We start from the raw sequence: 14,113 nt of genomic DNA, 5'->3' as shown, positions 1-14,113 counted from the left end.
CCGGTCGGCCCTTCCCGTTCTCTCACTTCGCCTCGGACAGCAGTTTCTGCAGGCGGCTGACGCCCTCGACGAGGTCGTCGTCGCCCAGCGCGTAGGAGAGGCGGAAGTAGCCGGGAGTGCCGAAGGCCTCGCCGGGAACGACCGCGACCTCCGCCTCCTCCAGGATCAGCTCGGCCAGCTCGGCGGAGGTCTGCGGACGCTTGCCCCTGATCTCCTTGCCGAGCAGCGCCTTGACCGACGGGTAGACGTAGAAGGCGCCCAGCGGCTCGGGGCAGAGCACGCCGGGGATGTCGTTGAGCATCCTGACCATGGTCTGGCGCCGCCGGTCGAACGCCTCGCGCATCTCCGCCACCGCCGACAGGTCGCCGGAGACGGCGCCGAGCGCGGCGATCTGGGAGACGTTGGCGACATTGGAGGTGGCGTGTGACTGCAGGTTCGTCGCGGCCTTCACCACGTCGGCGGGGCCGATCAGCCAGCCGACCCGCCAGCCCGTCATCGCGTAGGTCTTGGCGACGCCGTTCAGGATGACGACCTTGTCGCCGAGCTCGGGGACGGCGGTGGCGATGCTGGTGAACTCGGCGCCGCCGTACACGAGGTGCTCGTAGATCTCGTCGGTGACGACCCAGAGGCCGTGCTCGGCCGCCCAGCGGCCGATGGCCTCGACCTGCTCGCGGGAGTAGACCGCGCCGGTCGGGTTGGACGGTGAGACGAACAGCAGCACCTTGGTCCGCTCGGTGCGGGCCGCCTCCAGCTGCTCGACGGAGGCCAGGTAGCCGCTCGTCTCGTCGGTGACGACGTCGACCTGCACGCCGCCGGCCAGCTTGATCGCCTCGGGGTAGGTCGTCCAGTACGGCGCGACGACCAGCACCTCGTCACCGGGGTCGAGGAGCGTGGCGAACGCCTGGTAGACGGCCTGCTTGCCGCCGTTGGTCACCAGGACCCTCGAGGCGTCGACCTGGTAGCCGGAGTCGCGCAGGGTCTTGGCGGCGATCGCCTGCTTCAGCTCGGGCAGGCCACCGGCGGGCGTGTACTTGTGGAACCGGGGATCGCGCGCCGCCTCGATCGCCGCCTCGACGATGTAGCCGGGCGTCGGGAAGTCGGGCTCGCCCGCGCCGAAGCCGATGACCGGGCGGCCTGCTGCCTTCATCGCCTTCGCCTTGGCGTCGACGGCCAGCGTGGCGGACTCTGAGATCGCTGAGATGCGTGCGGAGATGCGGCTGGACATGACGCCCATCGTAGTGCGAGAAGATGGTCACTACCTGGGCGATCGTAAGTGGTTCGACGTAGCGGTCATTCCCCCGTACACTTTCGCATGGTCCTGCCGCCGCATGTCGATGTGGCGATCGGTCCGGGCAGGCGGTCAATCCATGTAGTGTGGTTGACGACATAGGGCAATGGCGCAATTGGTAGCGCTCCGGTCTCCAAAACCGGCGGTTGGGGGTTCGAGTCCCTCTTGCCCTGCTGAGTGCGGTCCGCGCAGCAAGGCGTGCAAGCGCGCCGCGCAACTGCGTTGGATACGACAGATCAGGTGAGGACTGTGGCGATCGACACGCACAGCGAGACCGCAGGCAAGCCGAGCGGTGAGAAGAAGCAGAAGCGCACTTCACCCGCCCTTTTCTATCGGCAGGTCGTCAACGAGCTCCGCAAGGTCATCTGGCCGACGCGTAAGGATCTCATCACCTACACCACGGTCGTTCTGGTATTCGTTCTGATCATGGTTGCGATCGTGTCGGGGCTTGACGCCCTGTTCACGGAGGGCGTCCTGCGGATCTTCGGCGGCAGCTGACCCGACGCCTGACGGGGCACCATTCGATTCGACGAAAGAGGAAAAGTCACCGTGTCCGAGACTTCAGACACCCCTCGCGAGGAGTGGGACGACGACGTCGCCGCTGAGGAGGCCATCGACGAGGTCGAGGAGACCGAGCTCGATGAGGCCGAGGACGCCGACGACGACGATGTCGAGGAGTCCGAGGAGTCCGAAGAGGCTCCGGTGACGGTCGTCGACGAGGCGAGCGAGACCGAAGACGAGGCCGAGGCCGAGCCTGAGGAAGACGTCGACCCCGTCGAGGAGTTCAAGCGCTCCCTGCGCGGCCAGCTCGGCGAGTGGTACGTCATCCACTCCTACGCCGGCTACGAGAACCGCGTGAAGTCCAACATCGAGAGCCGCAACGTGTCGCTCAACATGGAGGACTACATCTTCCAGGTCGAGGTGCCCACGCACACCGTCCAGGAGTTCAAGAGCGGCAAGAAGGTCCCGGTCAAGGAGCGCGTGCTGCCCGGCTACGTGCTCGTGCGCATGGACCTCACCGACGAGTCGTGGGCCGCCGTGCGCAACACGCCCGGCGTGACCGGCTTCGTCGGCCTCTCCAACAAGCCGAGCGCGCTCAGCCTCGACGAGGTCGCCAAGCTGCTCGCGCCCGAGCCGACGGAGGAGGCCAAGAAGGCCACCGCCAAGACGGCCACGGGCCCCACGGTCGAGTTCGAGATCGGCGAGTCGGTCACCGTCATGGACGGCCCGTTCGCCACGCTGCCCGCCTCGGTCAGCGAGATCAGCCCCGAGTCGCAGAAGCTCAAGGTGCTGGTGTCGATCTTCGGCCGCGAGACCCCCGTCGAGCTGTCGTTCAACCAGGTCTCTAAGATCTGACAGGCTCGCATACACTTGACGAGGAACGCGTGACCCCGGAAGTGCGCTAGCCGCCGGAGTTCCGTCACACGTTTTCCGTCGACACGACGTTCGGCAGGCCGTCCCTCGCGAAGGGCGGCCTTCCGACATGTCCGCCCGCACCCGCGAGTGGACGGCAACACGATCAGGACCCGGAGAAGGACACATGCCTCCGAAGAAGAAGATCGCGGCACTGGTCAAGGTCCAGCTTCCCGCTGGCCAGGCCACGCCCGCCCCGCCGGTCGGTACCGCCCTCGGTCCGCACGGCGTCAACATCATGGACTTCGTGAAGCAGTACAACGCTGCCACCGAAGCCCAGCGGGGCAACATCATCCCCGTTGAGATCACCATTTTCGAAGACCGCAGCTTCACCTTCATCACGAAGACGCCCCCGGCGCCTGAGCTGATCAAGAAGGCGCTCGGCCTCGACAAGGGCTCTGCGGTTCCCCACAAGGACAAGGTCGGCAAGCTGAGCCGCGAGCAGCTGCGCAGCATCGCCGAGACCAAGATGCCCGACCTCAACGCCAACGACGTCGAGGCCGCCGAGAAGATCATCGCCGGCACCGCCCGGTCGATGGGCATCACCGTCGCCGACTAGTAGCAACATGACGAGTGGACCGCCGCCCGGCCGAGCCGGCGCAGACGTGACATGGCGGGCCAGTAGCCAGGTTCTCACTAGCACGACAGTCCTGTTCCACCCGTGGGAGGGCCACGCGCTGGCCCACGACCACAGACTCCACCAAGGAGACCCGAAGTGAAGCGCAGCAAGGCGCACAAGAACGCGTCGGCCCAGGTCGACCGCGACAAGCTCTACACCCCCGCCGAGGCCGCGAAGCTGGCCAAGGCGACCACCACCACCAAGTTCGACGCCACCGTTGAGGTGGCGCTGCGGCTGGGTGTCGACCCTCGCAAGGCCGACCAGATCGTGCGCGGCACGGTCAACCTCCCGCACGGCACCGGTAAGACCGCCCGGGTCCTGGTCTTCGCGACCGGTGACCGTGCCGAGGCTGCCCGCGAGGCCGGCGCCGACATCATCGGCGCCGACGAGCTGATCGACGACATCGCCAAGGGCAACCGCCTGAACGAGTTCGACGCCGTCGTCGCCACCCCCGACCTGATGGGCAAGGTCGGCCGCCTGGGCCGAGTTCTCGGCCCGCGTGGTCTGATGCCGAACCCGAAGACCGGCACCGTCACGCCGGACGTGGCCAAGGCCGTGACCGAGATCAAGGGCGGAAAGATCGAGTTCCGCACTGACCGTCAGGCGAACCTCCACTTCATCATCGGCAAGACGTCGTTCGACGAGCGCCAGCTCATCGAGAACTACGCCGCCGCCCTTGACGAGGTGCTGCGTCTCAAGCCGTCCGCGGCCAAGGGGCGCTACCTGAAGAAGGTCACCTTCTCCACCACGATGGGTCCGGGCGTCCCGGTCGACCCCAACCTGACTCGCGCGCTGACCGCCGAGCTCGAGGGCTGATCTTTCTCACGCCCCTGAAGGCCCCCGCAGGATTCCCGCGGGGGCCTTCCGCATTCCCCGCCCCGCATCTCCCGGGGTTTTCTGGTTCTGTACGGCACGCAGGGTCAGGCGCCTCCGTGTCCGGTGGTCGCTGCCCGTCCAGGGGACGCCTCCCGAGAGCCGCCGCTTCCCGCCGTGACGGACGGCCACCACGTGACGCTGCTCTCGCCGCTTCCCGCCGCTTCCCGCCGCTTCCTGCCGCGCTGGACAGACCCCGGCCACGTGCCCTGGGTGGTGCTCAGTGGGGGCTTGCCGTACAGACGGATGGAGCGGGATCGCCTGCGAGCACGGGGCTCAGGGATGACCCTGGAGTTTCCCTGAGTTGCTCCAGGGAAGCCAAAATGCGTGAATCGGAGACGTAGTGTCGAAGGCATGCTGAAGCGCAGGATTACTCTCGCCGTCGCCGCGACGGGCGCCGCCGCCCTCGTCGCGGTCGCGGGTTGTGGATCGACCGGATCGACCGCGTCGGGCGCGGTACCCATTCAGGCCAAGCTGGCCGCCGCCGAGGTCCTGGAGCAGGCCGCGCAGAAGACGCAGGAAGTCACCAGTTACACCGTCGACGGCGTGGTCGACGTGTCCCATCCGCAGGAGGGCACCGGCAAGGTCCAGGGGCGCATGGTCTACCAGAGCAAGCCGCAGCTGGCCGCGGACCTGACGCTCGACACCGCCAACTTCGGCAGGCAGAGCCTGCCCGGCGGCGCACGCGCCGTGCTGCAGGGCGACAACGTCTATGTGAAGGCCGAGGCGCTGAACAAGGTGATGGGCGCCGCCAAGCCGTGGATCAAGATCCCGGTGAGCGACGGTGGCGCGGAGGCCAAGCAGTTCCTCGACCAGGTCCAGCGGTTCGACCTGGCGAACGTCACCAAGCTCGTCACCGCCTCGCAGAACATCAAGCAGCTCGGCACCGAGAGCGTGAGCGGCGTCGACACCACCCACTACGGCGGCACGTTCCCCGTCGACGCGGCCGTGGCGCAGCTGCCCGCCGACAAGCAGGCGCAGGCCAAGGAGCACATGGCCGAGCTCCAGAACGTCACCTTCGACATCTGGGTCGGCTCGGACGGCCTGCCGCGCAAGCTGGTCATGTCCGGCGACGAGAAGGGCGCGAAGTTCAACGCCAACCTGTTCTTCAAGGGCTTCAACGAGCCGGTCTCCATCGCCGCGCCGCCCGCCGACCAGGTCGGTGACCTCCCCAGGAACTGATCCCCGCGGGGGCGATTTGGCATCTTGACGGATCGCCCCCTATTCTGGTGCTTGCCAAAGACCGCCGGTCGTCGCTGGGTGCCTCAAGGCCTGGTGACCGAAGGATCCACAGAGCGTGGACGGCCCGCGTAGGTGAGATGCGAAGTTCTTCCGTGTGGTCTCCACATGGATGGAGCCCCGTGCGCCTGCGCCGGGGCTTGTTTCATGTTCAGAGGCCTTCGCCGGCGGCACATCTGGAAGGAGGCCCATGGCGAGGGCGGATAAGGCGACAGCGGTTGCCGAGCTCAAGAGCGAGTTCGAGGGCAGCAGCGCCGCCGTTCTGACCGAGTACCGCGGTCTCACCGTCGCACAGCTCAAGGAGCTGCGTAAGTCGCTCGGTGGGAACGCGAAGTTCGCCGTGGCGAAGAACACCCTGACCAAGATCGCGGCCAACGAGGCCGGCGTGACTGGTCTCGACTCGCTGCTGGTCGGCCCGACGGCCGTCGCCTTTGTGACGGGCGACGTGGTCGAGGCCGCCAAGGGTCTGCGTGACTTCGCCAAGGCCAATCCCCTTCTGGTGATCAAGGGCGGCTTCATGGAGGGCAAGGCCCTCGATGCTGCCGAGATCACCAAGCTCGCTGACCTCGAGTCCCGTGAGGTTCTCCTCGCGAAGCTGGCTGGTGCGATGAAGGCGAAGCAGTCCGCTGCTGCCGCCGTGTTCGCCGCGCTGCCCACCAACATGGCTCAGCTGGCCGAAGCCCTTCGCGCCAAGCGCGAAGAGGCGGGCGAGTAAGACCGGGGATTGCCGCAACTTCACCGCGGTCCCGTAACACCATTTAGCAAGATCCATACGGAGGAAACATCATGGCGAAGCTCAGCACCGACGAGCTGCTCGACGCGTTCAAGGAGATGACCCTCCTCGAGCTTTCCGAGTTCGTGAAGCTGTTCGAGGACACCTTCGACGTCAAGGCTGCCGCTCCGGTCGCCGTTGCCGCCGCTGCCGCCCCTGCCGCCGCCGCTGAGGAGGCCGCGGAGCAGGACGAGTTCGACGTCATCCTCGAGGCTGCCGGCGACAAGAAGATCCAGGTCATCAAGGAGATCCGCGCGCTGACCTCCCTCGGCCTGAAGGAGGCCAAGGACCTGGTCGACGGCGCTCCGAAGCCGGTCTTCGACGGCAAGGTCAACAAGGAGCAGGCGGAGAAGGCCAAGGCTGCCCTCGAGGGCGCCGGCGCCACCGTCACCGTCAAGTAAGACGGCGCGTCTTTTCGGAAAGAGCGGAACACACCCTGGTGCCGGGTGGGTTCCGCTCTTTTTGTTTTCCCGGAACCTTTCAGGGCACCGCCGGGGTCGTGTCCCGCCGTGTGACGAGGACCCTGCGACCGGCCCGCCCGTGGGTCTGGCGGCCTTGGGCCCTACGCATGGGTCGTGGCGTCCGAAATCCCCAGCTGAATGCCCAACCCCGAGCCCTCAGCGGCACGGCTGACCTAAACACCCGAGATCCCCGGCGCAACGGCTGACATGGAAGCCGGAAAGCCCAGTGCGGCGGGTGATGTCGAGAACCCGGCCTTCTAGCGGCACGGCCGACCGCGGCAGCTCGGGAGTCCAGTGCGACGGGTGATGTCGACAACCCGAGCGTCCTCAGCGGAGCGGCTGACCCTCGGCAATCCGAAAGCCCAGGTCGAACGACTGACCTCGGCAGCCCAAGCGGAACAAACGGGCGGCCTCGACAGCCGAGCCCCTCGCATCGTTCGGGGCGACGGGGGACAGGATCTTGCTGATGTTCCGCTTTTACCCCGACGCGCTGCTGGTGCTGCTGCTGTCGTTGGCCGCCTACTGCGTGGTGCGGGCGCAGGAGCGGGCCTCGACGCGGTGGCTGGTGCTGGCGGGGGTGTGTGTCGGGTTCGGGTTCCTGGCGAAGATGATGCAGGCGTTCGTGGTGCTGCCGGGGTTCGCGCTGGTCTATTTGGTCACGGCGCCCACCCCGCTCGGGCGGCGGCTGTGGCAGCTGGTCCTGGCCGGTGAGGCGGTGGAAGCGTGGCCGCGGTTGCCGGGCACGCCTGCGGCGATGGGCTCCGCCACGGTCGGCTCGAACAACGCGGCGGGCTTCCAGCTCGCCACCGAGCTCCCCGTGATGGCGGTGGGCGGTTTCAACGGCACCGATCCCGCGCCCACCCTCGCCGACTTCCAGCGCTACGCGAAGGAAGGGAAGATCCACTACTTCGTCGGCGGCGGTATGGGGATGGGCCGCCGGACGGGAGTCACGACGGGCGGCAGCGACGACGCCGCCAGGATTGCCGCCTGGGTGCAGGAGAACTTCACCGCGAGAACGGTCGGCGGCGTCACCCTGTACGACCTGACCGCAGGCTAGCCACGGCCGTGGCGTCCATGTAGTCACGGGTGTGGACGATCTTCCCGTCGCGTACGCGCAGGACGAGCAGCCCCGGTACGGTGTACGGCTGGCCGTACACCGTGACGGCGGTCTCGTGTTCGACCACGATCACCTCGGGGTCGGTGCTCTGGTGGATGACGACGTTGCGGATCTCTTCGACGGAGGCCGGCGTGGCACCCCACGAAGCCTTGTATCCGGCCCTGATCTCCTCCCTGCCGTTGTAGCGCTCCACCATGCCCGGCGTCCGGAAGGGGAACTCGTGGACGCCGTCCTCGGCGTAGAGGTCGGCGAGCTCGTCGGCCGACTTGTGGAGCATGGCGTCGTGGAACCGCGTGATGATCGTTGTCATGCGCCCCAATTTACTCAACAAACGTTGAGCGAACAAGCGAGAAGTAAAGTGACCGCGTGACTCCGACGCGCGCCGAACGCAGGGCCAGGACCGAGCAGCGGATCCTCGAAGCGGCCCGCGCGCTGTTCGCGGAGAAGGGCTTCGAGCGCACCACGATCAGGGCCGTCGCCGCTGCGGCGGGCATCGACCCCGCCCTGGTGATGCAGCATTTCGGCACCAAGCAGAGCCTGTTCGAAAGGGCGGTGCACGTCGGGACGGAGGACGCCGGGCGGCTGGTCGACGACCTGCTCGGCTCCCTGGGGGTCAAGCTGGGCGAGCTGCCCCAGGGCTCGCTGGCGATGATGCGCTCGATGCTCACCCACCCGGAGGCCGCCGCGTCCGCCCGCGCGACCTTCAGCAGGCAGATCGAGCAGATCGGCGCGGCGATCGAGGGACGGGACGCCAGGCTCAAGGCCGCGCTCATCACCCTGGTCCTGCTCGGTGTCACCGTCGGCCACCAGCTGCTCGACCTCGACGAGCTGCGCGACGTGCCGGCCGAAGAGGTCGCCAGGCTGCTGCGTCCCGCCCTCCAGGCTCTGACATAACCGCCCAGTAACAATCCCGCCGAATTATTGGAATGGATTCCAATTCGCGGGAAGCTCCGTTACAGCGCTCCCGTGTAAGTAAAGTGTTCGTCTCGTTACCACCAGCTATTGGAAGGTGACCTGTGGGCGTCGAGGTCGTGGTCGACGGCTTGACCAAGTCGTTCGGTCGGCAGGTCATCTGGGAGGACGTCTCCCTGACCCTCCCCGCGGGCGAGATCTCCGTGTTGCTCGGGCCCTCGGGCACCGGCAAGTCGGTCTTCCTCAAGACTCTCGTCGGTCTGCTGCGCCCCGAGCGTGGCCACATCTGGATCGACGGCTACGACCTGGCCAACTGCAGCGAGAACAAGCTCTACGAGCTGCGTCGCCTGTTCGGGGTGCTCTTCCAGGACGGCGCGCTCTTCGGCTCGCTGAGCCTCTACGACAACATCGCCTTCCCGCTGCGCGAGCACACCAAGAAGAACGAGTCCCAGATCCGCCAGATCGTCATGGAGAAGATGGAGCTGGTCGGCCTCCTCGGCGCGGAGGGCAAGCTGCCGGGTGAGATCTCGGGCGGCATGCGCAAACGCGCCGGACTGGCCCGCGCCCTGGTGCTCGACCCGGAGATCATCCTGTTCGACGAGCCCGACTCGGGCCTCGACCCGGTCCGCACCGCCTATCTCAACCAGCTCATCGTCGACCTCAACGCCGAGATCGAGGCGACCTTCCTCATCGTCACCCACGACATCAACACCGCTCGCACCGTGCCCGACGACATCGGGCTGCTGTTCCGGCGCGAGCTGGTGATGTTCGGCCCGAGGGAGATGCTGCTGTCCAGCGACGAGCCGGTGGTCAGGCAGTTCCTCAACGCCCGCAGGCACGGCCCGATCGGCATGTCGGAGGAGAAGGACATCTCCGAGCTTGAGGCCGAGGCGCAGCTGGGCCATGACCCCGGCTCGCTGCCGCCGATCCCGCCGCAGCTGATGCCCAGCGGCAACGGCATCCGCCGCACGCAGAAGCCGCCGGGCTCGTGGCTGGCGGCCAACGGGGTGATCCCGCCGAAGGGCTCCTTCGTCGACGAGCGCGGACGCAACTGGCTGGAGGAGTACCCCAGACTCGTCAACGCCCACATGAACGGCGTGCGCTGACCCATGACCACGTCCAGGACTCCCTTTTCGCGGCCTGAGGCCGTCACTCTCCAGGGTCAAGTACTCACAGAAGTGGGCCGGTTCGTCGCTCTTGTGGGCGACACGGCGCGAGCCGTGCCCAAGCGGCCCGTCCACTGACGCGAGTTCGTCCAGCAGGCCTGGTTCATCGTGAGCGTCAGCGCGCTGCCGACCGCGCTGGTCGCCATTCCGTTCGGCACGGTGCTCGCGCTGCAGTCCGGCAACCTCATCCGCCAGTTCGGCGCCCAGTCCGTCACCACGCGGCTCTTCGTGGGGTTCGCCGCGATCGTCCCGCTCTACGTGCTCGGCCCGCTGTCGTCCTACGTCGCCACCAGGCTGATCGCCACCGGCTTCTACGGCCAGTCCACCGGCACCTACGACCACTACTTCGAGCTGTTCCTCGTCCGGTACGACGTGCTGTGATCCTTCGGGAAGGTGATGGTCTTCTCGGTGATGGTCATCCTCATCCACTGCTACTACGGCTTCCAGGCCGGCGGTGCGAGGCTGATGCTCCGATGACCACGTTCAGCGCGGGGATCAAGCTCGCCCTGTTCGCGCTCGTGACCACCGCGTGCGTAGCGGTGCTGGCGATCACCATCTCCGGCGCCCAGTTCACGCCCGCGCTCGCGAGCGCGATGGGACACCCTCGCCGCCACCCTCGAAGGCTCCTCCGCCGAGATCAGCGGTTCGCTGAAAGGCCTCGGCGCCTGTCGGAGACCATCGCCTCCCGCGACGACAAGCTCCACGAACTGGTACGGAACGCGCGAACCGTCACAGGCCTGCTGGCCGACCGCGACGAGCGGCTGCGCGGCCTGGTCAGGGACGGCGGCCTGCTGCTGCGCGAGATCATCGCGAGGCGCGCGGCCATCCACGGCCTGTTGACCGGCACCGTCGCGCTCGCCGAGCAGATCGACGGGCTGATCGCCGACAACCGGGACACGCTGAAGCCCGCGCTGAAGGAGCTGCGCGGCTTCGTCGCCGTCCTGCGGCGCAACGAACGCGACCTCGACCGCTCGCTCGCGCTCCTGATCCCTTTCGCCAGGCAACTGGCCGACGCCACCGGCAACGGGCCGTGGTTCGACTCGATCATCCAGAACCTGATCCCCGTCCCCGCCTCGGTGAAGATCTCCGATCTGACGCTTGGAGGGCTCGCGCCGTGCGAAGCGCACTGCTCCTGATCCCGCTGCTCGCGGTGGCCGGATGCGGCTTCCGCGGCGTGGAGTCGCTGCCCCTGCCGGGCGCCGCCGACCTGGGCGAGCGCCCCTACCCGGTGACGATCGAGTTCGCTGACGCGCTCGACCTGGTGCCCCACGCGCTGTGCAAGGTCAACGACGTCACGGTCGGCAAGGTCACCGCCGTCGAGCTGATCGCGTGGCGGGCCGAGGTCGTGTGCACCACTCGCGTGGTGACTCGCTCGCGGGACGACACGCTGGCCGATCTCCGACACCTGCGCGCCCTGCTGGCCGGCCTCGACGCCGCGCGGACCAGCGTGGCCCGCAACCTCGACACGGCGCTGACCTTCCCCTTCCCTCCATCGGCGACCGGGCTGCTCAAGGGCGACTACGGCAACGCCGACGTGACGGTGGACCTGTCGCCAGGCACGACGCTGGAGAACGTGACGCGGTGATCCTCAGGCTCAAGCTCCTGGCCTTCGCCGTGGTCACCGTCGTGGCCACCGCCTACACCCTGGTCGCCTACGCCGGGATCGGCGCCGACGTGTTCGACCCCGCCTACCGGGTGCGGGTCGACCTCGCCGACGTGGGTGGCCTGTTCGACCGCGCCGAGGTCACCTACCGGGGCGTCAGGGTCGGAAGGGTCGAGGAGCTGCGGCCGACGATGGACGGGGCGGGCGCCGTGCTCAGGATCGACGCCGGCGTCCTGGTGCCGCGCGACGGCCTGAGCGCCGTGGTGGCCAACCGTTCGGGCGTCGGCGAGCAGTACCTCGACCTGCGCCCATCGGGTACGGCGCCGCCGTACCTGAAGGAGGGCGACGTGATCGCGCGCGAGCACACGCGGCTGCCGATCACCACCGCGGCCCTCCTGCGCGACGCCGACCGGCTCCTCGCCTCGGTGAATCCCGCCGACGTCGCGACCGTCGTGGAGGAGCTGGAGCATGCCTTCGGCAGGAACGGACCCCACCTGGGCAGGCTTTTCGACGCGAGCGACGAGCTGCTCTCCTCGGCCGAGGACGTGCTGCCGGAGACCAAGGCGCTGATCGGCGACGGGAGACCGTCCTCGGCACCCAGCTGGCCGAGGTGGGCCACCTCAAGTCCTTCGCCCGCGACCTGGCCTCGCTCACGGGGACGCTGCGCAGGGGGCGGGACGACCTGCGCGGCGCCATCGCGGGCGCGGGCCGCGCCACGCCGCCCACCGAGCGCCTGGTGGACGGCCTGGCGCCGCACCTGCCGCCGCTGCTGGCGCACCTCGTGGTCGGCGGCCAGGTCGCGTCCTCCAGGGTGCCCGCTCTGCGCCAGCTCCTGATCGGCTATCCGGCGGGCGTGGCGGGCGCCTTCACCGTCATCGACGACGAGGGGCTGCACTTCGGCCTCCACCTCAACCTCAACGCGCCGCCCTCGTGCACGGAGGGGTACGTGCGGCGGCGGCGCGACCCGCGGGACACGCGCGTGGAACGCGCCAGGCTCGACACCTACTGCAAGGCGCCCAGGGACAGCGAGACGGGGGTCAGGGGCGCCCGCAACGCGCCCGAGCCGCTGCCCACCCCGAGCATTCCGGGTCTGGAGGAATGGGTCGAGCGTTATGATCCCGCGATATGGCAGGCACTGCTGACTCCTCCCGGTCGGTGACCGTGGTGCGCAGGCTGACCATCGCGCTGGCGGCGATCCTGGTGCTGGTGGCGGGGGTCGCCTTCTGGTTGAGCGCGCAGCTGCGCGACGAGGAGGCGGCCGACGCCGACCGCCGGGCGGCGATCGAGGCCGCCGCGGCTCACGCGCTCAACCTGCTCTCGCTCAACTACAAGAGCGCCGACGCCAGCATCGCCAAGATCCTCGCGACCTCCACGGGGCCCGCGTACGCCGAGTACCACGCGGGCGCGCCCAAGCTGAGGGAGACCACGATCGCCAACAAGGTCGTGCAGACGGGGGCGGTGCGCGCCTCGGGGATGGTCTCGATGGCGGGCGACACCGCGAAGGTGCTGGTCGTCGCCGACTCCACGATCAACTGGGAGGGCACGGGCACGCCCAAGCAGGACCGCTACTACCGCTGGTCGATGGACATGTCCAAGGTCGGCGGCCGGTGGCTCGTCGCGAAGGCGGAGCAGGTGCTGTGAGGATCGCGATAGCGGCGGTGCTGGCCGCGGCAGTGGCCTTCCTCGGCTGGGTCTCGCTGCGGATGCAGGGGGAGCTTGACCACCTGCGGGGCGGGCGGGAGGCGGGGGAGCAGGCGATGGTCGCCGCCAGGGCGCTGGCGCCCGACCTGCTGTCCTACAACTACCGGACGATCGAGGACGACCTGAACAGGGCGCAGGCCCTGACCACCGGCGAGCTGACCGGCCGCTACAAGGACCTGCGCAGGACGCTCGTGCCGAGGGCCACCGAGCAGCGGACCGTCCAGGAGGTCACCGTGGCGGGGGCCGCCGTGCAGGACGCCACGCCCGACAGGGTGTCCGTGCTCCTGTTCGTGAACATGGGGACGACCAAGCAGGGGCAGGGAGACGCCGAGCCCCGCCAGCAGGTGATCCAGAACCGCGTTAGATTCGTCATGGTGAAGGATGGCCCGCGGTGGCTGGTGGGCGACCTCTCGACCCTCGTGGGGAGCAGTTGATGTCGGGCATGTCCCGACTTTCAATTGTTATCAAATTCCAGGTTTAGCGAGCCTCTGGGAATGGGTACAACCGTCACGGTTCCACCGATCGTCAGCATGGGTTCAGACCTCGGTGTGACAGAGCGTTAGCGGCCCCGGCTCGCGGGTATCGTCTTGGGGCCTGGAGCTAGCCATCTGTCGCCAAGGGAAGAAATCCCAGCGTCCAGGCTTTGAGTTGGCCGAAAGTCCGGCTCGCGGGCTTGACGTTTCCGCTCCGACGGGCGATGCTGCGGACAACGTGGAGCATGCAGCGAGAGCGAAGTGGACAGGCGTGTGCCGTTCGGCTACACTGCCCCTTTGCGCTGCCCTTTGACGACCCGCTTCTCTTGCTCACGTTGCGAGGTCGTCTGGCGTGCGTGTAGTCAGTCCGCCGCGAGCCCTCGGAAGGACATCTGTTGGCAGCCTCGCGCAACGCCTCCGCCGTACCCGCCGGTCCCCGTCGCGTTTCGTTTTCGCGTATCCAGGAGCCCCTCGAA

General features: G+C 68.1%; 18 protein-coding genes, 1 tRNA gene and 1 pseudogene. 18 read left to right on the top strand and 2 right to left on the bottom strand.

All coding sequences use genetic code 11. The features are described 5' to 3' along the window. Window positions 1–22: 22 nt before the first annotated feature. Complete coding sequence (locus AB0B45_RS36475; protein ID WP_358140245.1) at window positions 23–1,234, bottom strand: pyridoxal phosphate-dependent aminotransferase; 1,212 nt, start codon at window positions 1,232–1,234, stop codon at window positions 23–25. A gap of 154 nt (window positions 1,235–1,388) precedes the next feature. Here AB0B45_RS36475 and AB0B45_RS36470 point away from each other — a divergent pair. The 9 genes from AB0B45_RS36470 to AB0B45_RS36430 all read left to right on the top strand — a co-directional run bounded on the left by AB0B45_RS36470 (window position 1,389) and on the right by AB0B45_RS36430 (window position 7,722). Beyond that, window positions 1,389–1,461 (top strand) — tRNA-Trp (locus tag AB0B45_RS36470). 76 nt (window positions 1,462–1,537) lie between these two features. After that, window positions 1,538–1,786: a preprotein translocase subunit SecE gene (gene secE / locus AB0B45_RS36465; RefSeq protein ID WP_183650941.1), complete on the top strand. Its 249-nt coding sequence runs from the start codon at window positions 1,538–1,540 to the stop codon at window positions 1,784–1,786. Between the two features lie 51 nt (window positions 1,787–1,837). After that, entirely contained in the window at window positions 1,838–2,644 is an 807-nt protein-coding gene (gene nusG / locus AB0B45_RS36460; RefSeq protein WP_358140242.1) for a transcription termination/antitermination protein NusG, read from the top strand. A gap of 184 nt (window positions 2,645–2,828) precedes the next feature. Beyond that, entirely contained in the window at window positions 2,829–3,260 is a 432-nt protein-coding gene (rplK, locus tag AB0B45_RS36455; protein WP_183650935.1) for a 50S ribosomal protein L11, read from the top strand. A 156-nt stretch (window positions 3,261–3,416) separates the two neighbouring features. Next, window positions 3,417–4,136 carry a 50S ribosomal protein L1 gene (gene rplA, locus AB0B45_RS36450; protein WP_358140239.1) on the top strand — a complete coding sequence of 240 codons (720 nt, stop codon included), beginning with the start codon at window positions 3,417–3,419 and terminating at the stop codon, window positions 4,134–4,136. A 411-nt stretch (window positions 4,137–4,547) separates the two neighbouring features. After that, window positions 4,548–5,375: a DUF1396 domain-containing protein gene (locus AB0B45_RS36445; RefSeq protein WP_358140236.1), complete on the top strand. Its 828-nt coding sequence runs from the start codon at window positions 4,548–4,550 to the stop codon at window positions 5,373–5,375. A gap of 247 nt (window positions 5,376–5,622) precedes the next feature. Beyond that, the gene (rplJ, locus tag AB0B45_RS36440; RefSeq protein ID WP_358140233.1) at window positions 5,623–6,147 is read left to right on the top strand and encodes a 50S ribosomal protein L10; all 525 of its coding nucleotides are present in this window, start codon (window positions 5,623–5,625) and stop codon (window positions 6,145–6,147) included. Between the two features lie 71 nt (window positions 6,148–6,218). Beyond that, the gene (gene rplL / locus AB0B45_RS36435; RefSeq protein WP_358140230.1) at window positions 6,219–6,605 is read left to right on the top strand and encodes a 50S ribosomal protein L7/L12; all 387 of its coding nucleotides are present in this window, start codon (window positions 6,219–6,221) and stop codon (window positions 6,603–6,605) included. Between the two features lie 526 nt (window positions 6,606–7,131). Beyond that, a complete protein-coding gene (locus tag AB0B45_RS36430) occupies window positions 7,132–7,722 on the top strand; it encodes a glycosyltransferase family 39 protein (RefSeq protein WP_358140227.1) in 591 nt (196 codons plus the stop codon). Here AB0B45_RS36430 and AB0B45_RS36425 read toward each other — a convergent pair. After that, on the bottom strand, window positions 7,694–8,092 hold the full coding sequence (locus AB0B45_RS36425) for a nuclear transport factor 2 family protein (protein ID WP_358140224.1): 399 nt from the start codon (window positions 8,090–8,092) through the stop codon (window positions 7,694–7,696). The two genes, AB0B45_RS36430 and AB0B45_RS36425, sit on opposite strands and share 29 nt — an antisense overlap. A gap of 56 nt (window positions 8,093–8,148) precedes the next feature. Here AB0B45_RS36425 and AB0B45_RS36420 point away from each other — a divergent pair, with 56 nt between their 5' ends. The 9 genes and pseudogenes from AB0B45_RS36420 to AB0B45_RS36380 all read left to right on the top strand — a co-directional run bounded on the left by AB0B45_RS36420 (window position 8,149) and on the right by AB0B45_RS36380 (window position 13,598). Then, window positions 8,149–8,676, top strand: coding sequence for a TetR family transcriptional regulator (locus AB0B45_RS36420; protein WP_358140221.1), 528 nt, complete (start codon window positions 8,149–8,151; stop codon window positions 8,674–8,676). Window positions 8,677–8,798: 122 nt separating this feature from the next. Further along, window positions 8,799–9,800, top strand: a complete 1,002-nt coding sequence (locus tag AB0B45_RS36415; RefSeq protein WP_358140218.1) for an ABC transporter ATP-binding protein — start codon at window positions 8,799–8,801, stop codon at window positions 9,798–9,800. A 3-nt stretch (window positions 9,801–9,803) separates the two neighbouring features. Then, window positions 9,804–10,316, top strand: a pseudogene (locus AB0B45_RS36410) (ABC transporter permease); the annotation flags it as partial. Window positions 10,317–10,333: 17 nt separating this feature from the next. Next, window positions 10,334–10,996, top strand: a complete 663-nt coding sequence (locus AB0B45_RS36405) for a hypothetical protein (RefSeq protein WP_358140215.1) — start codon at window positions 10,334–10,336, stop codon at window positions 10,994–10,996. Continuing rightward, window positions 10,975–11,445 (top strand): MlaD family protein, encoded by a 471-nt coding sequence (locus AB0B45_RS36400; RefSeq protein ID WP_358140212.1) that lies wholly within the window; start codon window positions 10,975–10,977, stop codon window positions 11,443–11,445. The genes AB0B45_RS36405 and AB0B45_RS36400 overlap by 22 nt, the downstream gene beginning before the upstream one ends. Continuing rightward, window positions 11,442–12,299, top strand: a complete 858-nt coding sequence (locus AB0B45_RS36395) for an MlaD family protein (RefSeq protein WP_358140209.1) — start codon at window positions 11,442–11,444, stop codon at window positions 12,297–12,299. Before AB0B45_RS36400 ends, AB0B45_RS36395 begins: the two co-directional genes overlap by 4 nt. Then, on the top strand, window positions 12,275–12,622 hold the full coding sequence (locus tag AB0B45_RS36390; protein WP_358140206.1) for a hypothetical protein: 348 nt from the start codon (window positions 12,275–12,277) through the stop codon (window positions 12,620–12,622). The genes AB0B45_RS36395 and AB0B45_RS36390 overlap by 25 nt, the downstream gene beginning before the upstream one ends. Further along, entirely contained in the window at window positions 12,589–13,104 is a 516-nt protein-coding gene (locus tag AB0B45_RS36385; protein WP_358140204.1) for a hypothetical protein, read from the top strand. The genes AB0B45_RS36390 and AB0B45_RS36385 overlap by 34 nt, the downstream gene beginning before the upstream one ends. Further along, window positions 13,101–13,598, top strand: a complete 498-nt coding sequence (locus tag AB0B45_RS36380) for a hypothetical protein (protein WP_358140201.1) — start codon at window positions 13,101–13,103, stop codon at window positions 13,596–13,598. The genes AB0B45_RS36385 and AB0B45_RS36380 overlap by 4 nt, the downstream gene beginning before the upstream one ends. Window positions 13,599–14,113 lie beyond the last annotated feature (515 nt).

Origin of the sequence: Nonomuraea sp. NPDC049152, from assembly GCF_040648355.1 — a bacterium.
GTDB lineage: Bacteria > Actinomycetota > Actinomycetes > Streptosporangiales > Streptosporangiaceae > Nonomuraea.
Note: the sequence above shows the minus strand (reverse complement) of the source record. Positions and strands in the feature narration are given on the sequence as shown.